Source organism: Enterobacter sp. LU1, assembly GCF_008271405.2.
Classification (GTDB): Bacteria; Pseudomonadota; Gammaproteobacteria; order Enterobacterales; family Enterobacteriaceae; genus Enterobacter; species Enterobacter hormaechei_C.
The window spans coordinates 4,501,859-4,526,192 of record NZ_CP043438.2 but is presented as its reverse complement, the minus strand read 5'-3'; the positions used below and the strand labels follow the sequence as shown (position 1 = coordinate 4,526,192).

Here is a 24,334-nt window from a genome sequence, read left to right as displayed (position 1 = left end):
GATAAAAATAATGAACACAACAACCTGTACCCACAAAGACAACCCTAATTTCTGGATCTTCGGGCTGTTCTTCTTTCTCTACTTCTTCATCATGGCCACCTGCTTTCCGTTCCTGCCGATCTGGCTGTCGGACATCATCGGCCTGAACAAAACCCATACCGGGATTGTTTTCTCCTGCATCTCGCTGTCGGCCATTGCCTTCCAGCCGGTGCTGGGGGTCATTTCGGACAAGCTGGGGCTGAAAAAACACCTGCTTTGGATCATCTCGGTGCTGCTGTTCCTGTTCGCGCCGTTCTTCCTGTACGTCTTCGCCCCGCTGCTGAAAACCAATATCTGGCTGGGGGCGCTGAGCGGTGGGTTGTATATCGGCTTTGTCTTCTCAGCGGGGTCGGGGGCGATTGAGGCCTATATTGAGCGCGTAAGCCGCAACAGCTTTTTTGAGTACGGCAAGGCGCGTATGTTCGGCTGTCTCGGCTGGGGGCTGTGCGCCTCAACGGGCGGCATCCTGTTCGGCATCGATCCGTCGTACGTCTTCTGGATGGGGTCGGCCGCGGCGCTGTTGCTGATGCTGCTGCTGGTGGTCGCGAAACCGAAGCCTAACCAGACGGCGCAGGTGATGAACGCCCTGGGCGCGAATCAGCCGCAGATCACCGCTAAAACCGTCTTTACCCTGTTCCGCCAGCGCAGAATGTGGATGTTCATCCTGTACGTGATTGGCGTGGCCTGCGTGTATGACGTCTTCGACCAGCAGTTTGCCACCTTCTTCAAAACCTTCTTCGCCACGCCGCAGGAGGGGACCCGTGCCTTTGGTTTCGCCACCACGGCAGGGGAAATCTGTAACGCGATCATTATGTTCTGCTCGCCGTGGATCATTAACCGCATCGGCGCGAAAAACACGCTGCTGATTGCCGGGGTGATCATGGCGACGCGCATTATCGGCTCGTCGTTTGCCACCACTGCCGTGGAGGTGATTGCCCTGAAGATGCTGCACGCGCTGGAAGTCCCGTTCCTGCTGGTGGGGGCATTCAAGTACATCACCGGGGTGTTTGATACGCGCCTGTCGGCCACCATCTACCTGATTGGCTTCCAGTTTGCCAAACAGTCGGCGGCGATCTTCCTCTCCGCCTTTGCCGGAAATATGTATGACCGGGTCGGCTTCCAGGAGACGTATCTGATACTGGGCTGCTTCGTGCTGGCGATCACGGTGGTGTCGGCGTTTACGCTGAGTGGCAGGCGGGAGATTGCTGCCGCCTCGGGGGCAGCAGCGTTAACACATCAGTCCAGGTAAAACACCTCTTTCAGCGCCGAACTCACCGGGCTGTTATCCGGGTTCGACGGCATAACGTCACCCATATATTTCCACCAGCGCTGGCAGACATCGGTGTTTGCCACCGCGTTCCAGCGCTCTTCCGATTCAATCTCCACCGTCGCAAACAGCAGGTTGCGAGCTTTGTCGAGATAGATGGCGTAGTGGTGCGCGCCGTGGGCTTTCAGTACCGCCTCCAGCTCAGGCCAGATCGGGTTGTGGCGACGTGCGTACTCCTCGTGCGCGTCCGGGTTTACCTGCATCACAAACGCTTTGCGGATCATAAAGCCTCCAGGTACAGCTCGCGGACCTCATCGCGGCTGGCGGTGCGCGGGTTGCACGGCGCGCACGGGTCGGCGAGGGCTTTATCCAGCCAGCCTTCAATATCGGCTTTGGTGACGCCGAGCTGGCTAAATCCGGACGGAATGCCGACCCGGGCGCTCAGGTCACGAATCGCCTGAATGGCTGACATGCTGGCCGCTTCATCGCTCATGCCGCGCGTGTCAACGCCCATCGCCTGCGCCACGCGGGCGAAACGTGCGACCGCGTTGGGCGGTTAAAGTTTTCGATGATCGGCAGCAGAATGGCGTTGCACACGCCGTGTGGCAGGTTGTGCGTCGCGCCCGGCTGGTGCGCCAGGGCGTGCACCAGCCCCAGACCGGCGCTGTTAAACGCCATGCCCGCCAGATACTGACCAAAGGCCATCTGCTCGCGCGCTTCCAGGTTGTGACCATCGTCAACCGCTTTCGGCAGCCAGAGGTTGATCAGGCGAATCGCCTCCAGCGCGTTAGCATCGGTCAGCGGGTGCGCGCCGACGGACACGTAGGCTTCAATCGCATGGGTCAAGGCATCCATGCCGGTTGCGGCGGTCACGGAGGCCGGAATATCAAGCATCACGCTGGCATCGTCCACGGCGATATCCGGGATGATGTTCGGGTCGATAATCACCTCTTTCACCTGTCGCGCGGCGTCAATGATCACCGCGTTGCTGGTCATCTCCGCCGCCGTGCCTGCGGTGGTGTTGATCGCCACCAGCGGCACGCCCGCGTTTTTCACCTTGCCGACGCCGGAGTAATCGGTTGACGGACCTGGGTTGGCGGTGAGGATTTTGATCGCCTTGGCAGTATCAATCGGGCTGCCGCCGCCAAAGGCAATCAGGTAATCACACTCCGCATCCTGATATGCCGCATAGCCTTTTTGCACCAGCGCTTCCGTCGGATTCGGGAATACCTCATCGAACAGGTGATACGACATCTGATGGGCGTCGAGCGCGGAAAACAAACTGTCGAGCAGGCCAAGTTTCACCAGCTGGCCGTCGGTGACAATCAGCGCTTTTCCCCACTGTTTGTTTGCCACCAGATTGACCATATCGCCGATCGCGCCCGCGCCGTGCAGGCTGATTTTGGGGAGTGCCAACATAAAGCTCATGATAATTCTCCTTAATTACTGTGATTTTTATGCCCGGCGGCGCTGCGCTTGCGCGGGCCTACTGTTAAGTAGGCCGGGTAAACGCAGTGCCACCCGGCTATGAGATCCGTCTTCGCTGCATCACCCGGCGGGTAATAATCGGCAGCGAAATCACCACGATCAGCATCGCGCCGATAATCACCGACATCACAATGCCGGGCACGTTGAGCAGGCTCAGGCCGAAGGTCACCAGCCCCATCAGGAAGGCGGCGATAATCACGCCCACCATGCTGCCGGACCCACCGAGAATATTGACGCCGCCGAGCACCGCCATCGTCACCACCGCCAGCTCCCAGCCCATCGCGATGGTCGGGCGGGTACTGCCCAGACGCGAGGTGAGCAGCACCGACGCCAGGCCGGACATCAGTCCTACCAGCGCAAACAGGATCAGGTTGTGGCGCTTCACGTTGATGCCGGAGTACCACGCGCCGGTCGGGTTGTTGCCGATGGCGTAGGTGCGGCGGCCAAAATTGGTGCGGTGCAGCACAAAGGCAAACAGAGCGGCCAGCACGATAAACAGCGCGAACTCAAACGACAGCGCACCCCAGACGTAGCCCTGGCCGAACCAGGCGAAGCTCTCCGGGTAGCTGTTCAGCGCCTGGTCCCCGAGCAGGATGTAGGTGATCCCGCGGTACAGGCTCATGGTGCCGATGGTGATGACGATGGACGACAGGTTAAAGCGCGTCACCAGAATACCGTTGAACAGCCCGCACAGTAGCCCGACGCCTAATCCCACGCACACCAGCAGTGGCGTATCGACGCCCGCTGCCGCGCAAAAGCCCATCACCGTGGAGCTGAGCGCGATGGTGGAGGCCACAGACAGGTCAATTTCCCGGGCGATAATCAGCATCGCCATCGGCAACACAATGATCGCTTTTTCCGTGAAGTTGAACGTCGCGTCGGAGAGGTTCCAGATATTGAGGAAGTAGGGCGAGGCGAGCGCGTTCACCACAAACACCGCCAGCGTCACCGCCAGCAGGAAGCCCTCCCAGCACAGCAGGCGCTGGAAGATGCCCGGCGCAGAAGTGGGTTTGAACTCTTCAGATGTCATCATTTTGCTCATGGTTTCACCGCCAGTTTCTGACGTGCCAGCGCCGCGTCGCGCAGGATCAGCCTGCCTTTGCGCTTGTTGCCGCGCTCGTTCAGCAGCACAGCGATGACAATGACCGAGCCGGAAATCGCCATCTGCCAGAACGGGGAGACGCCGATCACCGGCAGGGCGTTGTTGATGACGCCAAGGAACAGCGCCCCGAACAGACAGCCGAGCACGCGGCCGGTGCCGCCCATGGTGCTGATCCCGCCAATCACACAGGCTGCCACCACCTGCAATTCAAAACCGTTAGCGACGTCAACATACGCAACGGCAAAGCGTGATATCCACAGGTAGCCGCAGAACCCGGCCAGCAGACCGGAAAGGCAGAAGCTGATGAACTGCATTTTCCCGGCGTTGATCCCGGTGTAGTACGCTGCCGTGGCGTTCCCGCCGGCGGTGTAGAGCGCCCGTCCGGTGCGACTGTAGCGCAGGAAGTAGCCCACCAGCAGCAGTACGGCGATGGCGCACCAGCTCAGCACCGGCAGGCCCAGCACTGACGCACGCGGCAGGCCGAGGAAGTTTGCACCCATCTGGTTGGAGTTCACCCAGCCGCCGCCGGAGAGCAAAAAGATCATTCCGCGGTAGATGCTCATGGTGCCGAGCGTGACCACAATCGCCGGAATGCCCAGTTTCCACACCAGCAGGCCGTTTATTGCGCCCATCAGCAGCCCAAGCGCGCTGGCAAGGATCAGCAGCGCCCAGACGGGCACGTCCGGGTAATGGAAATTAATCAGGGCGACAATCATCCCGGTCAGGGCCAGATTAGCCGCCATCGACAGGTCGATGCCTTTAGTGAGCAGCACCAACATCTGCCCGAGCGCGAGGACGATCAGAATGGCGGTGTCGTTAAACATCTCCACCAGGTTTCCCGGTGCGATAAACGATGGCACGCGGCTGCCAATGGCGACGACCATCAGGACAATCACCGCGCCAAGCAGCGCCTCGCGGTGTTTTAAGAGTGAGCTAAGCATTTATGCCGCCTCCTGTTTTGCACCGCTGGCGGCGCTGACGATGGTTTCCGCCGTCGCGTCTCCCGCCTGGTATTCGGCCACCATCAGCCCCTCGTGCATGACGATAATGCGATCCGCCATGCCCATCACTTCCGGCAGTTCGGACGAGACCATAATCACCGCCAGCCCCTGACTGACCAGCTCGGACATAAACTGATGCACGGCTGCCTTTGAGCCGATATCGATGCCTTTTGTTGGCTCATCGAGGATGATCACGTCAGGGTGCGTCGCCAGCCATTTGCCGATCACCACCTTTTGCTGGTTGCCGCCAGAGAGGGTCTCCACCGCCTGCTTCCAGCTGAAGGCTTTCACTTGCAGGCGTTTGGCGTACTCGTCTGCCAGCTTCCATTCGCGGTCGTCGTGCAGTACGCCGTTCGGATTGAGCCTGCTGAGCTGAGGCAGGCTGATGTTCTGGGCAATCGGCAGGGCGATAATCGCCCCCTGTTTCTGCCTTTCTTCCGGCACGCAGACGATACCGGCTTTGATCGCATCCGCAGGCTGGCGGAAGCGCCGGGGCTGGCCATTGAGGATAATTTCCCCGGACGATGGCCGCGTGACGCCGGAAAGCGCCTGCATCAATTCGGTACGCCCGGCACCCACCAGCCCGTAAAAGCCGAGGATTTCCCCTTTACGCAGGGAGAACGAGATATGCGCAAACTCGGTCGGATGGCAGAGGTTTTTCACCTCCAGCACCGTCTCGCCTTTTTCGCAGTCGATTTTCGGGAAGGTTTGGGTAATGGCGCGCCCGACCATCATCGACACCATCCGCTCCTCGGTGATCTCATTTATTGCCCCTGCACCGACGAACACGCCGTCGCGCAAAATGGTGTAGTGATCGGCCAGCTCAAAAATCTCGTCGAACTTGTGGGAGATAAACAGGATGGCTTTTCCCTCCTGCTTTAAGCGCTCCACAATCTGGTAAAACTCGAGGATTTCATGTTGTGACAGCGCCGCCGTGGGTTCATCGAGGATCACCACCTGCGCCTCAAACGACAGCGCGCGGGCAATCGCCACCATGTGACGCTGGGCGATGCTCAGGGTTTTCAGCGTTGCGCGCGGGTCGATTTGCACCTCAAGGCGGGCGAGAATAGCCTGCGCCCGGCGGTGCATTTCCGGCCAGTCGAGCTTTTTCAGGAAGCCTTTGTGAAGGTACTGACCGACAAAGATATTTTCGGTGACCGAGAGTTCATCGAACAGGACGGTTTCCTGGTGAATGGCGGTGATGCCCATTTTATGCGCCGACTCCGGCGTCGGAAGGTGAACGGGGATCGCCTTGTAGAGAATTTCGCCCTCGTCGGGCTGGTATATGCCGGTCATCACTTTGACCAGCGTCGACTTGCCCGCGCCGTTTTCGCCGATAAGCGCCGTCACTTTGCCGGGCCACAGCGCAAGCTGCACGTTCTCAAGAGCACGCACGCCGGGGAACACCCTGGTGATGCCAGAAAGCTGTAGCAATGGGGTCATGATAGTTCTCCTGGACAGGGGAATTTGTAGGGCGGGTAAGCGGCAGCGCCACCCGCCTTTTGCCGGATGGCGCTACGCTTATCCGGCCTACAAATCACATCAAAAGATTTTTGAGAACTTATCAATATTGCTGGCATCGTAAACGAACGGCTCGGCCATCGCGCCGTTGCCGTCGGCATCCAGCTTCACTTTGCCCAGCTTGCCCATGCTGGCCTCGCCTTTCGTGGCGTTGCCTTTCACCAGGTCATCCGCCAGGTAGGTTGCGGCATAGCCCAGGTCAATCGGGTTCCAGATGGCAAAGCTCTTGCTTGCGCCGGACTTCACCGCGCCCGCCATCTCAGACGGCAGGCCTAAACCGGTGACGTACACTTTGCCAATCTTGCCCTGGTCCTTCACCGCCTGCGCGGCAGCCACAATGCCCACGGAAGAAGGCGAAACAATCACTTTCAGCTCCGGGTAGGTTTTCAGCAGGCCGACCGCTTCGCGGTAGCTCTTGTCAGAGAGATCGTCCCCGTAGGCCACGGTCACCAGATTGACGGACGGGTACTTCGGCAGCACCTTTTTCATCTCCGCAATCCAGGTGTTCTGGTTGGTGGAGGTTGGCGTGGCGCTCAGCACCGCCACATCGCCTTTCTCCACGTTCAGCGCTTTCAGGGCATCGGCGGCGAGCTTGACGTTGGTTTCGCCAATCAGGGCGTTATTGGACGGGTTGAGGTGGATCTGACGCCCGGCTTTCGCCACGCCGGAATCCCACGACACAACCTTGATGCCGCGCTGCATCGCTTTTTTCAGCACCGGCACGACGGCGTCCGGATCGTTCGCGGAAATCGCGATCGCATCCACGCCCTGGGCGATCAGCCCGTTCAGCACCTCGATCTGCGCTTCCGCCGTGGTGGTGGTCGGGCCGGTATAAATCACTTTTACATCGCCTAACTCTTTGGCCGCCTCCTGCGCGCCGACGTTCGCTGCCTCGAAGAATCCATTCCCTAAGGACTTCGCCACCAGGGCGATTTTCACTTCTGCTAAAGCGGAACCGGACAACGCCAGAGCGGCAACGGTGAGGATCAAGCTTGCTTTTATTTTCATTGCTTTTACTCCACTGACTTGAGTTAGTTGTAGGGATAGCAGGTGGTTTTCGCCCCGTCTCGGTGAGCGGGGCGCGATGTTGTTATTGGTACAAATCTAACGCCGACTGCATGGGGGTGACGCCAAAGCGTTTACCCAGGGCGATCAGTTCTTCCCGGGTGATGGTCTGCTTCATGCCGCCCATGGAATAGACCTTCACCAGCACTTCCGCGGATTTCTCGGCGGTGTCGATCAGGCCGAAGGTTTCATCCAGCGTCGGGCCGCTGCCGAAGACGCCATGGAACGGCCACAGCACCAGTGAATGTTTCTGCATGTCCGTCGCGGTTGCCTGGCCGATTTCGTCGGTGCCCGGCACCATCCACGGCAGAATGCCGACGCCGTCCGGGAACACCACCAGACACTCGGTGCTGCCTTCCCACAATTTGCGGGTGAAGAAATCAGAATTGTTTTCCAGCACGTAGGTCAGGGCGATCAGGTTGGTGGCGTGGCAGTGCATGATCACGCGGTCCTTGCCATTGGTCGCCTTGATGCGCTCGCAGTGGGAGAGGAAGTGCGCCGGCAGCTCAGAGGTTGGCACCGCCTCATCCGTCAGCCCCCACAGAATGTGGTAGCCCGCGCCGTCGCTATCCACTTTCACTACGCCGAGGTTGGCCTGCGGGTCGAGCTGAACGTTGCGGAAGAACTTCCCGGAACCGGTGACGATAAACGGCGTGTTGGCGAGCAGCGGCATCGGCTGGCTCAGGGCGATATAGCGCGGCTTCTGGTGGAAATCGGCTGCGAACGGTTCGATATCCGCATCGTCCAGGCGCAGCGTCAGGTTGCCGCCGTTGCGCTCGTCCCAGCCCTTCAGCCAGGCGTCGGAGGTGGCTTTGATCATGCCCTGGACGAACCAGGAGGTGGTGATGGTCTGCATACTGTGTTTCCTTTGAAAATGCCGGGTGGCGCGTTGCTTACCCGGCCTACTTTTACCTGTAGGCCCGGCAAGCAACACGCCGCCGGGCAATGTTTTTTACTGACGAGCGGCAAGAACGTCTTTCTCATATGCCCGCACGTTGTCCAGCCACTGGCTGCCCGCAGGCGCATCGTGACGCTGGCAGTACATCTCCCACACCGCCTGCCACGGCAGGGATTTCTGCTCTTCCAGCAGCGCCAGGCGCGCGGTGTAGTCGCCGTTTTCTTCCAGCTGTTTCAGGGCGGCGACAGGCTCCAGCAGCGCGCGCAGCAGGGCTTTCTTCATGTTGCGGGTGCCGATAACCCACGCCGCGATGCGGTTGATGGAGGCGTCGAAGAAGTCGAGGCCAATGTGTACGCGGTCGAACAGATCGTGGCGGATGATTTCGCTGGCAATCGCCTGGGTTTCGTCATCCAGCAGCACCACGTGGTCGCTGTCCCAGCGCACCGGGCGGCTGACGTGCAGCAGCAGGCGCGGCACGAAGAGCATGGCGGCGGAGATCTTGTCGGAGATCACCTCGGTTGGGTGGAAGTGGCCGGCATCCAGGCACAGCGCGGTCTGGCGGCTGGTGGCATAACCCATGTAGAACTCGTTCGAGCCGACGGTGTAGCTCTCGGCGCCAATGCCGAACAGCTTGCTCTCGACGGCGTCGATGTGGTGCGCCGGGTCCAGCTTCTCGCTGATGGCTTCATCCAGCGCGGCCAGCAGGCGCTGGCGCGGGGCCAGTCGGTCGACGGTGATGTCCTTCATGCCGTCCGGGATCCAGATGTTCATCACCGACGGCGTGCCAAGCTGCTCGCCGAAATACGCAGAAACGCGGCGGCTGGCTTTGACATGGTCGATCCAGAACTGGCGGATTTCGTCGTTGGCGTGCGCAAGGGTAAAGCCGTCCGCGCTCAGCGGGTGCGAGAAGCAGGAGGGGTTAAAGTCCAGGCCCAGCTTGTTGGCTTTCGCCCACGCCACCCAGTTCGTAAAGTGCTCCGGTTTGATTTCATTACGCGCCACCGGCTCGTCGGATTCGAGATAAATGGCGTGCAGATTCAGGCGCTTTGGCCCGGGGATCAGGCTCAGCGCCAGCTCCAGATCCGCACGCAGTTCGGTGGCGTTGCGCGCTTTGCCCGGATAGTTACCCGTGGCCTGAATCCCCCCCGTCAGGGAACCGCCCGGGTTCTCGAAGCCAGCAACGTCATCACCCTGCCAGCAGTGCATGGAGACGGGCAGACGGTCGAGCTGGCGCAGCGCCTCTTCGACATCCACGCCGACGGCGGCGAAACGCTGTTTAGCCAGGTCCCAGGCTTGTTCAAGTTGAGTGGTCATGCGCAAAGCTCCTTAGTCAGTCGTTTTTGCTGAAACTGCGCCCGGTAGCGGGCAATTTCATGGCAGGGATGGGGGGTGAAGGTGGTCAGGCTGTTATTCGCCGTCACCACCGAACGGAAATCGTCGACGTTTGAAAGTTCGTCCAGGGTCATCAGCTGAATGCCGATATTGCCGAGCGTGGAGGCTTCAATCGGACCTGCCACCACGGTAATGCCGCAGGCATCCGCGCAGAGCTGGTTCAGCAGCTGGTTCTGGCAGCCGCCGCCCACGATATGCAGCTGCGTGAACGGTTTGCCGCGAAGGTCAGCCAGCTCGCTCAGGATGTCGGCATAGAGCAGGGCGAGACTGTCAAAAATGCAGCGCGCCAGCTCGGCCGGGCTGGACGGCACCGGCTGCCCGGCCTCGACGCAGGCGGCCTGGATTTCGGCGCTCATGTGCGCCGGATTGATAAAGCGGTCGTCGTTCGGGTTAATCAGGAAGGTGCAGGCCTTCAGCGTTTCGGTTTCCGCGATAAGCGCGGGCAGGTCGGTGATGTTCTGCTCTTTCAGCACCCGCTGGAGCAGCCACAGGCCCATGATGTTCTTCAGCACCCGGTAGCGCCCTTCGGCGCCACCTTCGTTAGTGATGTTCGCCGCCAGTGCGGCATCGCTGGTGTAGGGTGTTTTGCTCTCAAAGCCCATCAGCGACCAGGTGCCGGAAGAGAGGTACGCCGCGTCTTTGCCGGCGAGCGGCGAGGCAATGACCGCGCTCGCGGTGTCGTGACTGGCGACGGCGACAACAGGGATTTCATTCCCCTGCGGGCAAAGCCAGTGGCCGATCACATTGCCCGGATGGGTTGGCGCGCCGAACCAGGACGGCGAGGCGCCCGTCCAGGCCAGCAGATGTTCATCCCAGTTATCGGTGTTGATGTTAACCAGCTGCGTGGTGGTGGCGTTGGTGTATTCCCAGTTCATGTTGCCGGTCAGACGGTAGCTTAAGTAGTCCGGGATCAGCAGCGCATGCGCCACCTTTTCGACCAGCTCTGGCTGTTGCTCAACCAGCGCGCGCAGCTGATACAGCGTGTTAAACGGCAGAAACTGAATGCCGCTGCGACCATAGATGTTCTCCTTGCCAAGCTGGGCGATGGCGTGCGCCATTAGCCCATCGGTGCGGCTGTCGCGGTAGGAGACGGGCAGGCCGACGCGTTCGCCGTGACTGTCCAGCAGTACGTAATCCACACCCCAGGTATCAATGCCGATACTGTCGATGCGAATACCGTCTTCGCAGACGTTGTGAAGTCCGGTGCGGATCTCTGCTTCCAGGGCGTCGATATCCCAGGTAACAAAACCGTCCTGTTTTTGCAGACAATTGGCGAAACGGTGCATTTCGCGAAGCGTAAGGGTGTGCAGGTCGCAGTCCCAGGTGGCGAGCATTACACGGCCGCTGGATGCGCCTAAATCGACAGCCACACAATGGCGAAAAGTCATGGTCGGGTCCTTTCTTAAGTCATTAGCGAGGAGTGTAAGAAAGGGAAGAAATAGCCACCTTCTCGCCACTGACAGCCCAAATCTCGCGCTGGCAAGAAAGCAAAGATGAACGTGAGGGAGTTCACAGTTTCCAGTAATGGCGGGGTTTGCAGGCAGTGTGACGCTGACCGCATTTCCTGATCTTTCCGTCTGTTTCTTGAAAAACCGACAGCTTTTGCGCGGTTTGCTGTCAAAAATTTAAGGTGAGCGTGGAAGGCCTTAATTACTATTTTGAGAACTTTTCTCATTGGTGGGGGCCGTTATGACCGTACTGCACAGCGTCGATTTTTTTCCTTCGGGGGCTTCGCCGGTCGCGATTGAGCCACGGCTGCCTCAGGCTGCGTTCCCGGAGCATCATCATGATTTTCATGAAATTGTGATTGTTGAGCACGGAACGGGCATCCACGTGTTTAACGGTCAGCCGTATACCATCAGCGGCGGTACGGTGTGCTTCGTGCGCGATCACGACAGGCACCTGTATGAACATACCGACAACCTTTGCCTGACCAATGTGCTCTATCGTTCTCCGGATGCGTTCCAGTTTCTCTCCGGGCTGAATCAGCTGTTGCCGCAGGAGAAGGACGGTCACTACCCCTCGCACTGGCGGGTGAATCAGTCCACGTTGCAGCAGGTGCGTCAGCTGGTGAGCCAGATGGAGCAGAGCGAGGATGGACAGGAGACGCACGCCATTGCTACCCGCGAGCTGCTGTTTATGCAGCTGCTGGTGCTGCTGCGGCGCAGCAGCCTGGTGGAAGGGCTGGAAAATAACGACGCGCGCCTGAATCAGCTGATGGCCTGGCTGGAAGATCATTTTGCCGAAGATGTCTGCTGGGAAACGCTGGCGGATGACTTTTCGCTCTCGCTGCGCACGCTGCATCGTCAGCTCAAGCAGCATACCGGGCTGACGCCGCAGCGCTACCTCAACCGTCTGCGCCTGATCAAAGCGCGGCACCTTTTACGTCATACCGACGAAAGCGTCACCGATATCGCCTATCGCTGCGGATTCGGCGACAGTAACCACTTTTCGACGCTTTTTCGCCGGGAGTTTAACTGGTCGCCGCGCGATATTCGTCAGGGGAAAGACGCGTTGCTTCAGTAACGCGAGGGCAGTCACCGTTTTTTTGCTGCAAAAAGGCTAATAATGTCCGGTTATTCGCCGTAGAGGTTGTGGTGTGGCTGCTCAGCTCATTCTTCGCAAAGATGATTTTTTTGCCTCCGCGAGTCAGGCCGTCGCGGTGGCCGACCGCTACCCGCAAAACGTCTTTGCCGAGCACACCCACGAGTTTTGCGAGCTGGTGCTGGTATGGCGAGGCAACGGCCTGCACGTCCTCAACGACCGCCCCTACCGCATCACGCGCGGAGACCTGTTCTACATCCGCGCTGAAGACAAACACTCCTACGCCTCGGTTAACGATCTGGTGTTGCAGAACGTCATCTACTGCCCCGACAGACTTAAACTGAATGTCGACTGGGCGGGCAATATCCCCGGTTTTCATGATGCCAGAGGCGAACCGCACTGGCGCTTAAGCAGCAACGGCATGGCTCAGGTGCGCCAGACGATTTCCCAGCTGGAGCAGGAGAGCCAGAAGAGCGATCCGGTGGCAAACCAGATGTCGGAGCTGCTTTTTGCCCAGCTGGTGATGACCCTGAAGCGGCATCGTTACGCTACGGATAATCCCTCTGCTACCACACAGGAAGCGCTGCTGGATAAGCTCATCACCCGGCTTGCGGGCAGTCTGAACAAGAGTTTCGTGCTGGAAAAATTCTGCGAGCAGGAGCAGTGCAGCGAGCGCGCGCTGCGTCAGCAGTTCCGCACCCAGACGGGGATGACGGTCAACCACTATCTGCGCCAGCTGCGCATCTGCCACGCCCAGTACCTGTTACAGCATACGGAGCTGATGGTGAGTGAAGTGGCGATGCGCTGCGGCTTTGAGGACAGTAACTACTTTTCGGTGGTGTTTAACCGTGAGGTGGGGATGACGCCGGTTCAGTGGCGTCATCGCAGTCGAAAGGCAGCGTAATCAGTTCGCCATGCCGAGGCCGACGATATTGGCCGCAATGATAATCACCACACAGCCCAGGCTCAGCACGCCAACCGGACGACGCCCGGCGTTGTTCCACTCTTTCAGCACCAGCCCAACCAGCCCGCCGCACAGCACGTAGAAGCTCATGTGCAGCATCCAGCTCATGTAGTCATACTGCGCCGGAATACTGGCGTGACCCCAGGCGTAGAAGAAGAATTGCAGATACCACATCAGACCGCCGAGGGCGGAGAGCAGGACGTTGGTGACGATCAGCGGTTTTGCCAGCGAGAAGTCGGCTTTTACCGACAGGTTCTTCACTTTTGCCAGACGAATGAAGCAGAAGCCGAGGTTTACCAGCGCGCCGCCGCCCATGATCACCACGTAGCTTGGCAGGGCAACGTACAGCGGATCGACGCCCAGCGCCGCAGCGGCGTCGTGCATCGGTTTGGCGGCGTTCATGGCGAACGACATGCCCGCCGAGAATACGCCGCACATCACCGCCAGCAGCAGCCCTTTCTTCAGGTTGAACTCTTCGGCTTTGATGCCCATCTTGCGTTCTTTCAGCTGGCCTGCGCGGGTGACGATGCCCACGCCGATCACCGCCACCAGCACGCCCAGCAGCGTCATTCGCCCGCCCTGAGTGTTGATCAGCACGTCGAAGTGGCCGTTGAGGATTGGCGTCATCAGGGTGCCAACAATCAGCGTAATGCCAATCGCGATGCCAATCCCCATCGACATGCCTAGGTAGCGCATGGTGAGGCCGTAGTTGATATTACCGATGCCCCACATCGCGCCAAACAGGAATACCGGCAGCAGGGTGGAGGCGTTGAAGGAGGAGAAGTAGCCCCAGAAATCGGGCAGCAGCATGGCGCTGATTGTCCATGGCAAAATCAGCCAGGACACGGTGCCGCCAACGGACCACATGGTTTCCCATGACCAGCCTTTCACCTTTTTAAACGGGGCATAGAAACAGGCTGCACTGGCCGCGCCTATCAAATGCCAGAAAATACCCATCGTAATCGCATGATTCATTTTTACATCCTCATCGTTTTTATAGCCGGAGGCTTCCCGCCGACTTGATGAGTGTAAAAATGAGGCGGTTTGGGAACCTTCAGAAGGTTGCCGCACTTTTGTTCAGGATGGCAATCAGCACGTTAAGCACGTGAGCAGACTCACAATTTTGTCATTTATCAAAAATCTAATAACCTTATAAAAACTACGGCATTGATAATCATTTTCAATATCATTTAATTAACTATAATGAACCAACTGCTTACGCGGCATTAACAGCTGTGCCGCCCGACAATAATGGAGAGGATTATGAGTTATACACTGCCATCCCTGCCGTATGCCTACGACGCACTGGAACCGCATTTCGACAAGCAGACGATGGAAATCCATCACACTAAACACCACCAGACCTATGTGAACAACGCGAATGCTGCGCTGGAAAGCCTGCCAGAGTTCGCTAATCTGCCTGTTGAAGAGCTGATCACCAAACTGGACCAGCTGCCGGCAGACAAGAAAACCGTGCTGCGCAACAACGCGGGCGGTCACGCTAACCACAGCCTGTTCTGGAAAGGCCTGAAAACCGGCACCACCCTTCAGGGCGACCTGAAAGCGGCTATCGAGCGTGACTTCGGTTCCGTTGACAACTTCAAAGCGGAATTCGAAAAAGCCGCTGCAACCCGTTTCGGCTCTGGCTGGGCGTGGCTGGTCCTGAAAGGTGACAAACTGGCGGTCGTTTCTACCGCTAACCAGGACTCCCCGCTGATGGGTGAAGCTATCTCTGGCGCATCCGGCTTCCCAATTCTGGGTCTGGACGTGTGGGAACACGCTTACTACCTGAAGTTCCAGAACCGTCGCCCTGACTACATCAAAGCCTTCTGGGATGTAGTGAACTGGGACGAAGCAGCAGCGCGTTTCGCCGCTAAAAAATAAGGTTGCATTGACGCCTGTGAGAAGCGAGTCTGATGACTCGCTTTTTTTGTATCTGAAGGAGTGGAGATGCATTACCCGGTGAATGTGTTTACAGGCAAGGTAAGGGAGTACGAAGGCAGCCGCCCGAGCGCCATCGCCAAAGTGCAGGTCGACGGTGAGCTGACGTTGACCGATCTCGGGCTTGCGGGTGACCAGCAGGCTGAAAAGAAAATCCACGGCGGGCCTGATCGCGTGCTGTGCCACTATCCGCGCGAGCACTATCAGCACTGGAAAGCCGAATTTCCTGAACAGGCGGACCTCTTCGTCGCCCCCGCGTTTGGCGAAAATCTCTCAACGGAGGGGCTGACGGAGAAGAACGTCTTTATCGGCGATATTTACCGCTGGGGCGATGCTTTGATTCAGGTCACCCAGCCGCGCTCACCGTGCTTTAAGCTTAATTACCATTTCGGCATTCAGGATATGTCGGCCCAGCTGCAAAACGCGGGTAAAACCGGCTGGCTGTATCGCATTGTGCAGGCGGGACAGGTTTCGGCGGATGCGCCGCTGGAGCTGGCTTCGCGCTTGAGTGAGGTGTCGGTATACGAGGCCTGCGCAATTGCCTGGCATATGCCGTTTGATGACGAGCAGTATCACCGCCTGCTGTCAGCGGCGGGATTATCCACCAGCTGGACCAGAACGATGCAGAAGCGGCGGTTAAGCGGCAAGATCGAGAGCAGTTCGCGGAGATTGTGGGGGAAAGAGGTTCCGTAGAAAGTAGGCCGGGTAAGGCGAAGCCGCCACCCGGCACATACGGTTACGAACGCTTATACAGCGGCAGCCACAGCGTTAACCTCAGCCCGCCCAGCGGGCTGTCATCGGCTTTCACCCAGCCACGGTGCTGTTGCATGGCGGTTTCAACAATCGCCAGACCTAGCCCCGTACCACCAGATTCACGGTCGCGCGCCTCGTCGGTGCGGTAGAACGGACGGAAAATCTGCTCGCGATCTTCCGGGCTGACGCCAGGACCATCGTCATCGACAATGACGGTAATCCCGTCTTTATCCACCGAAAACGCCACTTCAATCTTCGTGTGCGAATAGCGCAGGGCGTTACGCACGATATTCTCCAGCGCGCTTTCCAGCGTGTTGGGGTTACCGTAGAGCGGCCACGGGCCCGGCGGGAAGTTGACGGTGAACGATTTGCCCATCTGCTCCGCTTCGAACGCCGCGTTGTCCAGCACCTCATGCCAGAGGTGATTGGCTTTCACCGTTTCGCTCACCAGCGCGTTTTTCTGCTGATTGCGCGACATCACCAGCAGATCGTTGATCATGCTGTCCAGGCGATGCGCTTCCGTCTCAATACGCTCCAGCTCTTTGCTCTCACCGCTGCGGCGGCGCAGCAGGGCGGTACCCAGCTGTAAGCGCGTGAGCGGCGTCCGCAGCTCGTGGGAGATATCCGACAGCAGGCGTTGCTGCGCGGTCATCATGCGGTCAAGAGCAGAGACCATCTGGTTAAAACTGGTTCCGGCGGCCAGAAACTCCTGCGGCCCGGATTCCAGCTCCGGATGTTGCCTCAGGTTGCCCTGCGCCACTTCGTCCGCCGCATTTTTCAGCTTACGCGCCGGTTTCGCCAGGCTCCACGCCAGCCATAACAGCAGCGGGGAACTGACCAGCATCGTGACAATCAACAGCAAAAGCGGACGGTCAAACAGCAGGTTGATGAAGTCGGACTGGGAACTGCTCGCAGGGCGGATCAGGTAGAGCTGGTAATTGTCTTCCCCATCCCGCACCGAGAAAGGACCGACCATCTCTACCCGACCATATTTCTTTTTCTGTGGGTGATCGGCATTATCCGCCTGGCCAATAAAGTTGCGGATAATCTGCATTTCATTGCGATCGGCCCCAATCACGCGGCCTTCACTGGTGACCAGTAAAAGACGTTGTCCGGGGGGCGCCCACTTGTCGATAGCGCGAAACAGCCTGCGCCACCACATTAAATCGTTCGGCGGATCGTTTGCCAGCTCCGCTTCCACGTGCTGCTCGATCATCACGCCCTGACGTTGCTCGCTGTCGAGTAGCTCCGTCATCTGGCGTGAGTCGAGTTTTGGCAACATCAAAACGAGCATTAAAACCAGTGCCAGCGTCAGCCAGAAGATGGCGAAGATGCGGGCGGTTAAGCTGCCTATCATGAAGCGGAAACCATCAGATAACCGCGACCACGCAGGGTTTTAAACCAGGGGTGACCGTCTTTACGCTCCGGCAGCTTACGGCGCAGGTTCGAGATATGCATATCGATGGCGCGGTCAAACGGGGTGAGGCGTTTGCCCAGCACTTCCTGGCTTAAGTGTTCACGCGACACCACCTGGCCGAGATGCTGCGCCAGCAGATACAGCAGGGTGAACTCGGTGCCGGTTAGCTCCAGCGTTTCACCGTCGAAGCTCGCTTCCTGGCGGCCCGGGTTCAGGCTCAGGGAGTCCACTTCCAGCGTAGGTGAGCTGTTGTCGGTATTCTGCTGCTGCTCGCTCCAGTGAGAGCGGCGCAGGATCGCGCGAATACGGGCCACCAGTTCACGGTCGTTGAACGGCTTAGGTAAATAGTCATCCGCACCCAGCTCAAGGCCGAGAACGCGGTCAAGCTCGCTGCCGCGTGCGGTCAGCATAATGACGGGGGTCTGGTGTGTCTGGCGAAGCTCTTTCAACGTATCAATACCGTTTTTCTTCGGCATCATGACGTCGAGCAAAAGTAAATCGATGCTGTCGTCAAGGAGACTCAGCGCCTGCTCGCCATCATGGGCAACCAGGACGTTGAAACCTTCCATGTCGAGCAACTCCTTTAAAAGAGATGTGAGCTCTCGGTCATCATCAACTAACAGGATTTTATTCATTGTTTAAATACCTCCGAGGCAGAAATTACGACATCAAGGCTATCTAATCCATGACTTTACGTTGTTTTACACCCCCTGACGCATGTTTGCAGCCTGAATCGTAGACTGTCTCTCGTTGAATCGCGACACGAAAGATTTTGGGAGCAAGTGATGCGCAAAGTTACCGCTGCCGTCATGGCCTCAACGCTGGCCTTCAGTGCGTTTAGCCAGGCTGCTGTAGCTATCATCAGCGATAACGGTTCCTCAGCAGAGGGCGCAACGCAGCACAGCAGCCAAAGCCATATGTTTGACGGCATAAGTTTAACCGAACATCAGCGTCAACAGATGCGAGATCTGATGCAGAGGGCAAGACACGACCAGCCCCCTGTTAATGTTAGCGAAATGGAGACAATGCATCGCCTTGTCACCGCAGAAAATTTTGACGAAAGCGCTGTACGCGCTCAGGCCGAAAAAATGGCGCAGGAACAGGTTGCCCGCCAGGTAGAGATGGCGAAGGTTCGCAACCAGATGTTCCACCTGCTAACGCCCGAGCAGCAAGCGGTTTTGAATACCAAACATCAGCAACGGATGAACCAGTTGCGTGAGGTTGCACGGATGCAGCGAAGCTCAGATATGACGCTTTTCAGTAGCAATAGCAGTACCCGTAGTAACCAGTAAACCCTGTTTTCCTTGCCATAGACACCATCCCTGTCTTCCCCCACATGATGTGGGGGTTTTTTTTGCCCATTGTTCAGGTTTGTTAACGCTTTATTCATCCTTTCACTCCACCACCATCCGTTATACTAGCGCCATGGCATGACAGGAGTGTTTATGAATCAATCCTATGGACGGCTGGTAAGCCGGGCCGCAATAGCCGCGACGGTGATGGCGTCGTGTTTGCTGATCATTAAAATTTTCGCGTGGTGGTACACCGGGTCGGTCAGTATTCTGGCGGCACTGGTGGATTCACTGGTGGATATTGCCGCCTCGCTGACCAACCTGCTGGTGGTGCGCTACTCGCTGCAACCGGCGGATGAAGAGCATACGTTTGGCCACGGCAAAGCGGAATCGCTGGCCGCGCTGGCACAAAGCATGTTTATTTCGGGCTCTGCGCTTTTCCTGTTTTTGACCGGTATTCAGCATCTTATTTCGCCTTCTCCGATGAACGATCCGGGCGTTGGCGTGGTCGTAACGGTAGTTGCACTTATAAGCACACTTGTTCTTGTAACGTTCCAGCGCTGGGTTGTACGCAAAACACAAAGCCAGGCTGTACGGGCCGATATGCTTCATTATCAGTCTGATGTTATGATGAATGGGGCTATTCTTATTGCGCTTGGTCTGGCCTGGTATGGCTGGCATCGGGCCGATGCTTTGTTTGCGTTAGGGATAGGGATCTATATTTTATACAGCGCCTTGCGGATGGGGTATGAAGCGGTACAGTCGCTTCTTGACCGTGCGCTTCCGGATGCAGAACGTGATGAAATTTATGCCATCGTGACCAACTGGCCTGGCGTCAGTGGTGCTCACGATCTTCGTACGCGGCAGTCAGGGCCGACCCGCTTTATTCAGATTCATTTGGAAATGGAAGACAACCTGCCACTGGTTCAGGCGCATATGGTCGCTGAACAGGTGGAGCAGGCGATTTTGCAGCGTTTCCCTGGGTCAGACGTCATTATTCATCAGGATCCGTGCTCTGTCGTACCCAGGGCGTTTTGAGCTTTCGTAATTCGTTGTAAAAAAGTGAGCCAGAGCAGCATTTTGTGGATAAATTACCACCATATGGCCTGACCTGAATCAATTCAGCTGGAAGGGATTGATATACTATTTGCAGTATTCGACGGTTGAACAGTTTCTTCCGGCAGCAGATTTCAATTTTGCATTCCTAAGTTCAGAGGTAGTCATGATTAAGAAAATCGGTGTGTTGACAAGCGGCGGTGATGCGCCGGGCATGAACGCGGCAATCCGTGGGGTTGTCCGTGCAGCGCTGACGGAAGGTCTGGAAGTTTTTGGTATCTATGACGGTTACCTGGGTCTGTATGAAGACCGCATGGTTCAGCTCGACCGCTACAGCGTGTCTGACATGATCAACCGTGGCGGTACTTTCCTCGGTTCTGCACGCTTCCCGGAATTCCGTGACGAACACATCCGTGAAGTGGCTATCGAAAACATGAAAAAACGGGGTCTGGATGCGCTGGTGGTTATCGGCGGCGACGGCTCCTACATGGGTGCAAAACGTCTGACTGAAATGGGCTTCCCGTGCATCGGCCTGCCTGGCACCATCGACAATGACATCAAAGGCACCGACTACACCATCGGTTACTTCACCGCGCTGGGTACCGTTGTGGAAGCGATTGACCGCCTGCGTGACACCTCTTCCTCTCACCAGCGTATTTCTATTGTTGAAGTGATGGGCCGTTACTGCGGTGACCTGACTCTGGCGGCGGCAATTGCCGGTGGCTGTGAGTTCGTGGTGGTGCCGGAAGTGGAATTTAGCCGTGAAGATCTGGTCGCTGAAATCAAAGCCGGTATCGCGAAAGGTAAGAAACACGCCATCGTTGCTATCACCGAGCACATCTGTGACGTTGACGAGCTGGCGAAGTACATCGAAACCGAAACCAAACGCGAAACCCGCGCGACCGTTCTGGGTCACATTCAGCGTGGTGGTTCCCCAGGCCCGTACGACCGTATCCTGGCGTCCCGCATGGGCGCGTACGCGATCGAGCTACTGCTTCAGGGCCACGGCGGCCGCTGCGTCGGTATTCAGAACGAGAAACTGGTTCACCATGACATCATCGACGCCATTGAAAACATGAAGCGTCCGTTCAAAGGTGACTGGCTGGACTGCGCGAAAAAACTGTACTGATTGGCTCTGTTGCCCGGTGGCGGCAAGGTAAATGCAAAACGGTAACCCTTGGGTTACCGTTTTTTATGGTTGCTCCCTCTCCCGTGGGAGAGGGTTGGGGTGAGGGCATCAGGCCGCTCATTCACTTTTTTTTTATTCCTGCACGTTATAGCCAATCTTTTTTTATTCTTTAATCATCGGTTAGCTTTCTGGCACGCTGCATTCATCAAAACACTACACAAGAGAGCTGGGCGATGAATAAATGGGGCGTGGGGTTAACATTATTGCTGGCATCGACCAGCGTTCTGGCAAAGGACATTCAGTTACTGAACGTGTCGTACGATCCGACGCGTGAACTATACGACCAGTACAACAAAGCTTTCGCGGCGCACTGGAAACAGGAAACCGGCGATAACGTGGTGGTTCGCCAGTCTCACGGCGGTTCCGGTAAGCAGGCGACATCGGTGATCAACGGTATTGAAGCCGACGTGGTGACCCTGGCGCTGGCTTATGACGTGGACGCGATCGCGGAGCGTGGCCGTATCGACAAAAACTGGATCAAGCGTCTGCCGGACAACTCTGCGCCATACACCTCGACCATTGTCTTCCTGGTGCGTAAAGGCAACCCGAAACAGATTAAAGACTGGAACGACCTGATTAAGCCAGGCGTGTCTGTCATTACCCCGAACCCAAAAAGCTCCGGCGGCGCACGCTGGAACTATCTGGCAGCCTGGGGCTACGCGCTGCACCACAACAACGGCGATCAGGCCAAAGCACAGGGCTTCGTCAAAGCACTGTTTAAAAACGTCGAAGTGCTGGACTCCGGCGCGCGCGGTGCAACCAACACCTTCGTCGAACGCGGCATTGGCGACGTGCTGATCGCCTGGGAAAACGAAGCCCTGCTGGCGACCAACGAGCTGGGTAAAGACAAGTTCGAGATCGTCACCCCGAGCGAATCCATCCTCGCTGAGCCGACCGTCTCCGTCGTCGATAAGGTTGTTGATAAGAAGGGCACCAAAGCGGTGGCGGAAGCCTATCTGAAGTACCTCTACTCACCTGAAGGGCAGGAAATTGCGGCGAAAAACTTCTACCGCCCACGCGATGAGGCCGTCGCGAAGAAATACGAAAACGCCTTCCCGAAACTGAAGCTGTTCACTATTGATGATGTGTTTGGCGGCTGGACCAAAGCGCAGAAAGAGCACTTCTCTAACGGCGGCACCTTCGACCAGATCAGCAAGCGCTAAGCGTTTTACAAAGAACGACACGGTAACCCGGTGTGAGAAATCCGCCGGGTTTTTTATTTGGTCATCATTTTGCGTTACTCTTTTGCCTCTATTGAAAACAGGGAACGCGTTGTGAAAAAAATTATCTTACTGATTCTGATCGTTATCGCCCTTGCCGCAGGCGGCGTGTACTGGATGAAAGCGGGTAATCCGAATGCGTTGCGTCATATCGTTCTCGACCAGTGTGTGCCCAACCAGCTGCATAACCGTAACCCGGCACCGTGTGCGCAGGTGAAGCCAGATGCGGGCTACGTGGTGTTCAAGGACCGCAACGGGCCGCTGCAATACCTGCTGATGCCCACGTACCGTATCAACGGCACCGAAAGCCCGCTGCTGACTGAGCCGCAGACACCGAATTTCTTCTGGCTGGCATGGCAGTCTCGCCATTTTATGAGTATGAAACGGGGGGCCGACGTGCCTGACAGCGCCGTTTCGCTGACCATCAACTCCCCGACCGGGCGCACGCAAAACCATTTTCATATCCACATCTCCTGTCTGCGCCCGGACGTGCGTGAGAAGCTGAACGCGTCGCAGGGGCAAATCAGCACCCAGTGGTTACCGCTTCCGGGCGGGCTGGAAGGGCATGAATACCTTGCCCGTCGGGTGACGGAGAACGAACTGGTGCAGCGCAGCCCGTTTATGATGCTGGCGGAAGAGCTGCCGGAAGCCCGCGATCATATGGGACGCTTCGCGCTGGCGATGGCGCAGCAGTCGGACGGCTCGTTTGTATTGCTGGCGACAGAGCGTAACCTGCTTACCTTTAACCGCGCGTCGGCTGAGGAATTGCAGGATCATCAATGCGATATCCTGAAGTGACCCCACCATAAATAGCGTTTACTCGCCCTGCCTGTCGCCGTAGACTTGCTGAAAAATTCTACAGGAGACAGGTATGTCGCTCTGGTTAACGCATCCTCTGCTGCTTCCCTCGCTGATCGTCGGCGTCACCATCGTGCTGTGGGCGACGTCGCTGTTGCCGGAATTTATCACCGCGTTGTTGTTTTTCACGGCGGCGATGACCGCCAGAATCGCCCCGCCGGAAGTGATCTTCGGCGGCTTCGCCTCGTCTGCCTTCTGGCTGGTGTTCAGCGGCTTTGTGCTGGGCGTGGCGATTCGGAAAACCGGCCTGGCGGACAGGGCCGCCCGGGCGCTGTCGGCAAAGCTTACCGACTCCTGGGTGCTGATGGTGGCGAGCGTTGTGCTGCTGAGCTATGCCCTGGCATTCGTGATGCCGTCGAACATGGGACGTATTGCGCTGCTGATGCCGATTGTCGCCGCGATGGCGAAGCGGGCCGGCATTCCTGATGGCTCGCGGGCCTGGTTTGGCCTGGCGCTGGCGGTCGGGTTTGGCACCTTCCAGCTCTCGGCCACTATTTTGCCCGCCAACGTGCCCAACCTGGTGATGAGCGGCGCGGCGGAAGGCTCATACGGTATCCACCTCAACTATGTCCCGTATCTGCTGCTGCACACCCCGGTGCTGGGTATTCTCAAAGGCCTGATTCTGATTGGCCTGATCTGCTGGCTGTTCCCCGGCAACCCGAAACCGGCGAAGGATCTCACGCCATCGGAACCGATGGGGCGTGACGAAAAACGACTCGCCTGGCTGCTGGCGGTGGTGTTGACGATGTGGGTGACGGAGAGCTGGCACGGCGTTGGGCCAGCGTGGACGGGGTTGGCGGCCTCGGTCATCGTTATGCTGCCGCGCATCGGTTTTATCACCGGGGAAGAGTTCTCGGCGGGGGTGAATATGCGCACCTGTATTTACGTCGCGGGTATACTCGGGCTGGCCATTACGGTGACGCAGACCGGTATCGGTGCGGCCGTAGGCGAGGCGTTGCTCCATATCATGCCGCTGGATGCAGACCGCCCGTTTACCAGCTTCCTGGCGCTGACGGGGATCACCACGGCGCTCAACTTCATTATGACCGCCAACGGCGTTCCTGCGCTGTACACCACGCTGGCGCAGAGCTTCTCCGACGCGACCGGCTTCCCGCTGCTGTCGGTGATCATGATTCAGGTGCTGGGGTATTCCACGCCGCTGCTGCCGTATCAGGCGTCGCCGATTGTAGTGGCGATGGGCTTAGGGAAAGTGCCTGCGAAGGCGGGGATGCTGCTTTGTCTGGCGCTGGCGATTGCGACGTATCTGGTGCTGCTGCCGCTGGATTATTTGTGGTTTAGCGTGTTAGGTCGTTTGTAGGGCGGGTTA

Annotated in this window: 23 protein-coding genes and 1 pseudogene; 12 read left to right on the top strand and 12 right to left on the bottom strand. The window is 57.8% G+C overall.

The genetic code is table 11. The annotated features are described in order from the left end of the window. Window positions 1-10: 10 nt before the first annotated feature. Window positions 11-1,288: an MFS transporter gene (locus FZF21_RS21620; RefSeq protein WP_015569924.1), complete on the top strand. Its 1,278-nt coding sequence runs from the start codon at window positions 11-13 to the stop codon at window positions 1,286-1,288. Here the strand turns inward: FZF21_RS21620 and rhaM are convergent. The 9 genes and pseudogenes from rhaM to rhaB all read right to left on the bottom strand — a co-directional run bounded on the left by rhaM (window position 1,276) and on the right by rhaB (window position 11,161). Continuing rightward, on the bottom strand, window positions 1,276-1,590 hold the full coding sequence (gene rhaM / locus FZF21_RS21615; protein WP_015569925.1) for an L-rhamnose mutarotase: 315 nt from the start codon (window positions 1,588-1,590) through the stop codon (window positions 1,276-1,278). The genes FZF21_RS21620 and rhaM overlap by 13 nt on opposite strands. Then, window positions 1,587-2,734: pseudogene (gene fucO, locus FZF21_RS21610) on the bottom strand (lactaldehyde reductase). Before fucO ends, rhaM begins: the two are co-directional and overlap by 4 nt. Window positions 2,735-2,831: 97 nt before the next feature. Then, entirely contained in the window at window positions 2,832-3,836 is a 1,005-nt protein-coding gene (locus FZF21_RS21605) for an ABC transporter permease (protein WP_015569926.1), read from the bottom strand. Further along, on the bottom strand, window positions 3,833-4,837 hold the full coding sequence (locus tag FZF21_RS21600) for an ABC transporter permease (RefSeq protein WP_149121146.1): 1,005 nt from the start codon (window positions 4,835-4,837) through the stop codon (window positions 3,833-3,835). Before FZF21_RS21600 ends, FZF21_RS21605 begins: the two co-directional genes overlap by 4 nt. Further along, window positions 4,838-6,340, bottom strand: coding sequence for a sugar ABC transporter ATP-binding protein (locus FZF21_RS21595; protein ID WP_128772125.1), 1,503 nt, complete (start codon window positions 6,338-6,340; stop codon window positions 4,838-4,840). Between the two features lie 99 nt (window positions 6,341-6,439). Beyond that, on the bottom strand, window positions 6,440-7,426 hold the full coding sequence (rhaS, locus tag FZF21_RS21590) for a rhamnose ABC transporter substrate-binding protein (RefSeq protein ID WP_015569929.1): 987 nt from the start codon (window positions 7,424-7,426) through the stop codon (window positions 6,440-6,442). Window positions 7,427-7,508: 82 nt separating this feature from the next. Then, window positions 7,509-8,339, bottom strand: a complete 831-nt coding sequence (gene rhaD / locus FZF21_RS21585) for a rhamnulose-1-phosphate aldolase (protein ID WP_015569930.1) — start codon at window positions 8,337-8,339, stop codon at window positions 7,509-7,511. Between the two features lie 96 nt (window positions 8,340-8,435). Next, a complete protein-coding gene (gene rhaA / locus FZF21_RS21580) occupies window positions 8,436-9,695 on the bottom strand; it encodes an L-rhamnose isomerase (RefSeq protein WP_017382693.1) in 1,260 nt (419 codons plus the stop codon). Continuing rightward, window positions 9,692-11,161 carry a rhamnulokinase gene (rhaB, locus tag FZF21_RS21575; protein ID WP_149121147.1) on the bottom strand — a complete coding sequence of 490 codons (1,470 nt, stop codon included), beginning with the start codon at window positions 11,159-11,161 and terminating at the stop codon, window positions 9,692-9,694. The genes rhaA and rhaB overlap by 4 nt, the downstream gene beginning before the upstream one ends. A 136-nt stretch (window positions 11,162-11,297) precedes the next feature. On the opposite strand from rhaB, the gene FZF21_RS22325 reads away from it, so the two are divergent. The 3 genes from FZF21_RS22325 to rhaR all read left to right on the top strand — a co-directional run bounded on the left by FZF21_RS22325 (window position 11,298) and on the right by rhaR (window position 13,221). Further along, complete coding sequence (locus tag FZF21_RS22325) at window positions 11,298-11,402, top strand: ABC transporter ATP-binding protein (RefSeq protein WP_099975469.1); 105 nt, start codon at window positions 11,298-11,300, stop codon at window positions 11,400-11,402. A gap of 60 nt (window positions 11,403-11,462) precedes the next feature. Next, window positions 11,463-12,299 carry an HTH-type transcriptional activator RhaS gene (rhaS, locus tag FZF21_RS21570; RefSeq protein WP_015569934.1) on the top strand — a complete coding sequence of 279 codons (837 nt, stop codon included), beginning with the start codon at window positions 11,463-11,465 and terminating at the stop codon, window positions 12,297-12,299. A gap of 73 nt (window positions 12,300-12,372) precedes the next feature. After that, window positions 12,373-13,221 (top strand): HTH-type transcriptional activator RhaR, encoded by an 849-nt coding sequence (gene rhaR / locus FZF21_RS21565; protein ID WP_017382695.1) that lies wholly within the window; start codon window positions 12,373-12,375, stop codon window positions 13,219-13,221. Here rhaR and rhaT read toward each other — a convergent pair whose 3' ends face one another. Next, entirely contained in the window at window positions 13,222-14,256 is a 1,035-nt protein-coding gene (gene rhaT, locus FZF21_RS21560) for an L-rhamnose/proton symporter RhaT (protein WP_015569935.1), read from the bottom strand. A gap of 288 nt (window positions 14,257-14,544) precedes the next feature. Here rhaT and sodA point away from each other — a divergent pair, with 288 nt between their 5' ends. After that, window positions 14,545-15,165, top strand: a complete 621-nt coding sequence (sodA, locus tag FZF21_RS21555; RefSeq protein WP_003861999.1) for a superoxide dismutase [Mn] — start codon at window positions 14,545-14,547, stop codon at window positions 15,163-15,165. A gap of 66 nt (window positions 15,166-15,231) precedes the next feature. Continuing rightward, window positions 15,232-15,915, top strand: a complete 684-nt coding sequence (gene yiiM / locus FZF21_RS21550) for a 6-hydroxyaminopurine reductase (RefSeq protein ID WP_149121148.1) — start codon at window positions 15,232-15,234, stop codon at window positions 15,913-15,915. Between the two features lie 43 nt (window positions 15,916-15,958). Here yiiM and cpxA read toward each other — a convergent pair whose 3' ends face one another. Beyond that, complete coding sequence (cpxA, locus tag FZF21_RS21545) at window positions 15,959-17,332, bottom strand: envelope stress sensor histidine kinase CpxA (RefSeq protein ID WP_015569937.1); 1,374 nt, start codon at window positions 17,330-17,332, stop codon at window positions 15,959-15,961. Beyond that, window positions 17,329-18,027, bottom strand: coding sequence for an envelope stress response regulator transcription factor CpxR (cpxR, locus tag FZF21_RS21540; RefSeq protein WP_003862004.1), 699 nt, complete (start codon window positions 18,025-18,027; stop codon window positions 17,329-17,331). Before cpxR ends, cpxA begins: the two co-directional genes overlap by 4 nt. A gap of 150 nt (window positions 18,028-18,177) precedes the next feature. On the opposite strand from cpxR, the gene cpxP reads away from it, so the two are divergent. The 6 genes from cpxP to FZF21_RS21510 all read left to right on the top strand — a co-directional run bounded on the left by cpxP (window position 18,178) and on the right by FZF21_RS21510 (window position 24,325). Continuing rightward, on the top strand, window positions 18,178-18,684 hold the full coding sequence (gene cpxP / locus FZF21_RS21535; protein WP_003862006.1) for a cell-envelope stress modulator CpxP: 507 nt from the start codon (window positions 18,178-18,180) through the stop codon (window positions 18,682-18,684). A 153-nt stretch (window positions 18,685-18,837) separates the two neighbouring features. Then, window positions 18,838-19,722 (top strand): CDF family cation-efflux transporter FieF, encoded by an 885-nt coding sequence (gene fieF, locus FZF21_RS21530; protein ID WP_017382698.1) that lies wholly within the window; start codon window positions 18,838-18,840, stop codon window positions 19,720-19,722. 184 nt (window positions 19,723-19,906) lie between these two features. Next, a complete protein-coding gene (gene pfkA, locus FZF21_RS21525) occupies window positions 19,907-20,869 on the top strand; it encodes a 6-phosphofructokinase (RefSeq protein ID WP_003862009.1) in 963 nt (320 codons plus the stop codon). Between the two features lie 233 nt (window positions 20,870-21,102). After that, the gene (locus tag FZF21_RS21520) at window positions 21,103-22,092 is read left to right on the top strand and encodes a sulfate ABC transporter substrate-binding protein (protein ID WP_032103450.1); all 990 of its coding nucleotides are present in this window, start codon (window positions 21,103-21,105) and stop codon (window positions 22,090-22,092) included. A 111-nt stretch (window positions 22,093-22,203) separates the two neighbouring features. Beyond that, entirely contained in the window at window positions 22,204-22,947 is a 744-nt protein-coding gene (locus FZF21_RS21515; protein WP_003862014.1) for a CDP-diacylglycerol diphosphatase, read from the top strand. Window positions 22,948-23,020: 73 nt separating this feature from the next. Continuing rightward, window positions 23,021-24,325, top strand: coding sequence for an SLC13 family permease (locus FZF21_RS21510; RefSeq protein ID WP_023304636.1), 1,305 nt, complete (start codon window positions 23,021-23,023; stop codon window positions 24,323-24,325). Window positions 24,326-24,334 lie beyond the last annotated feature (9 nt).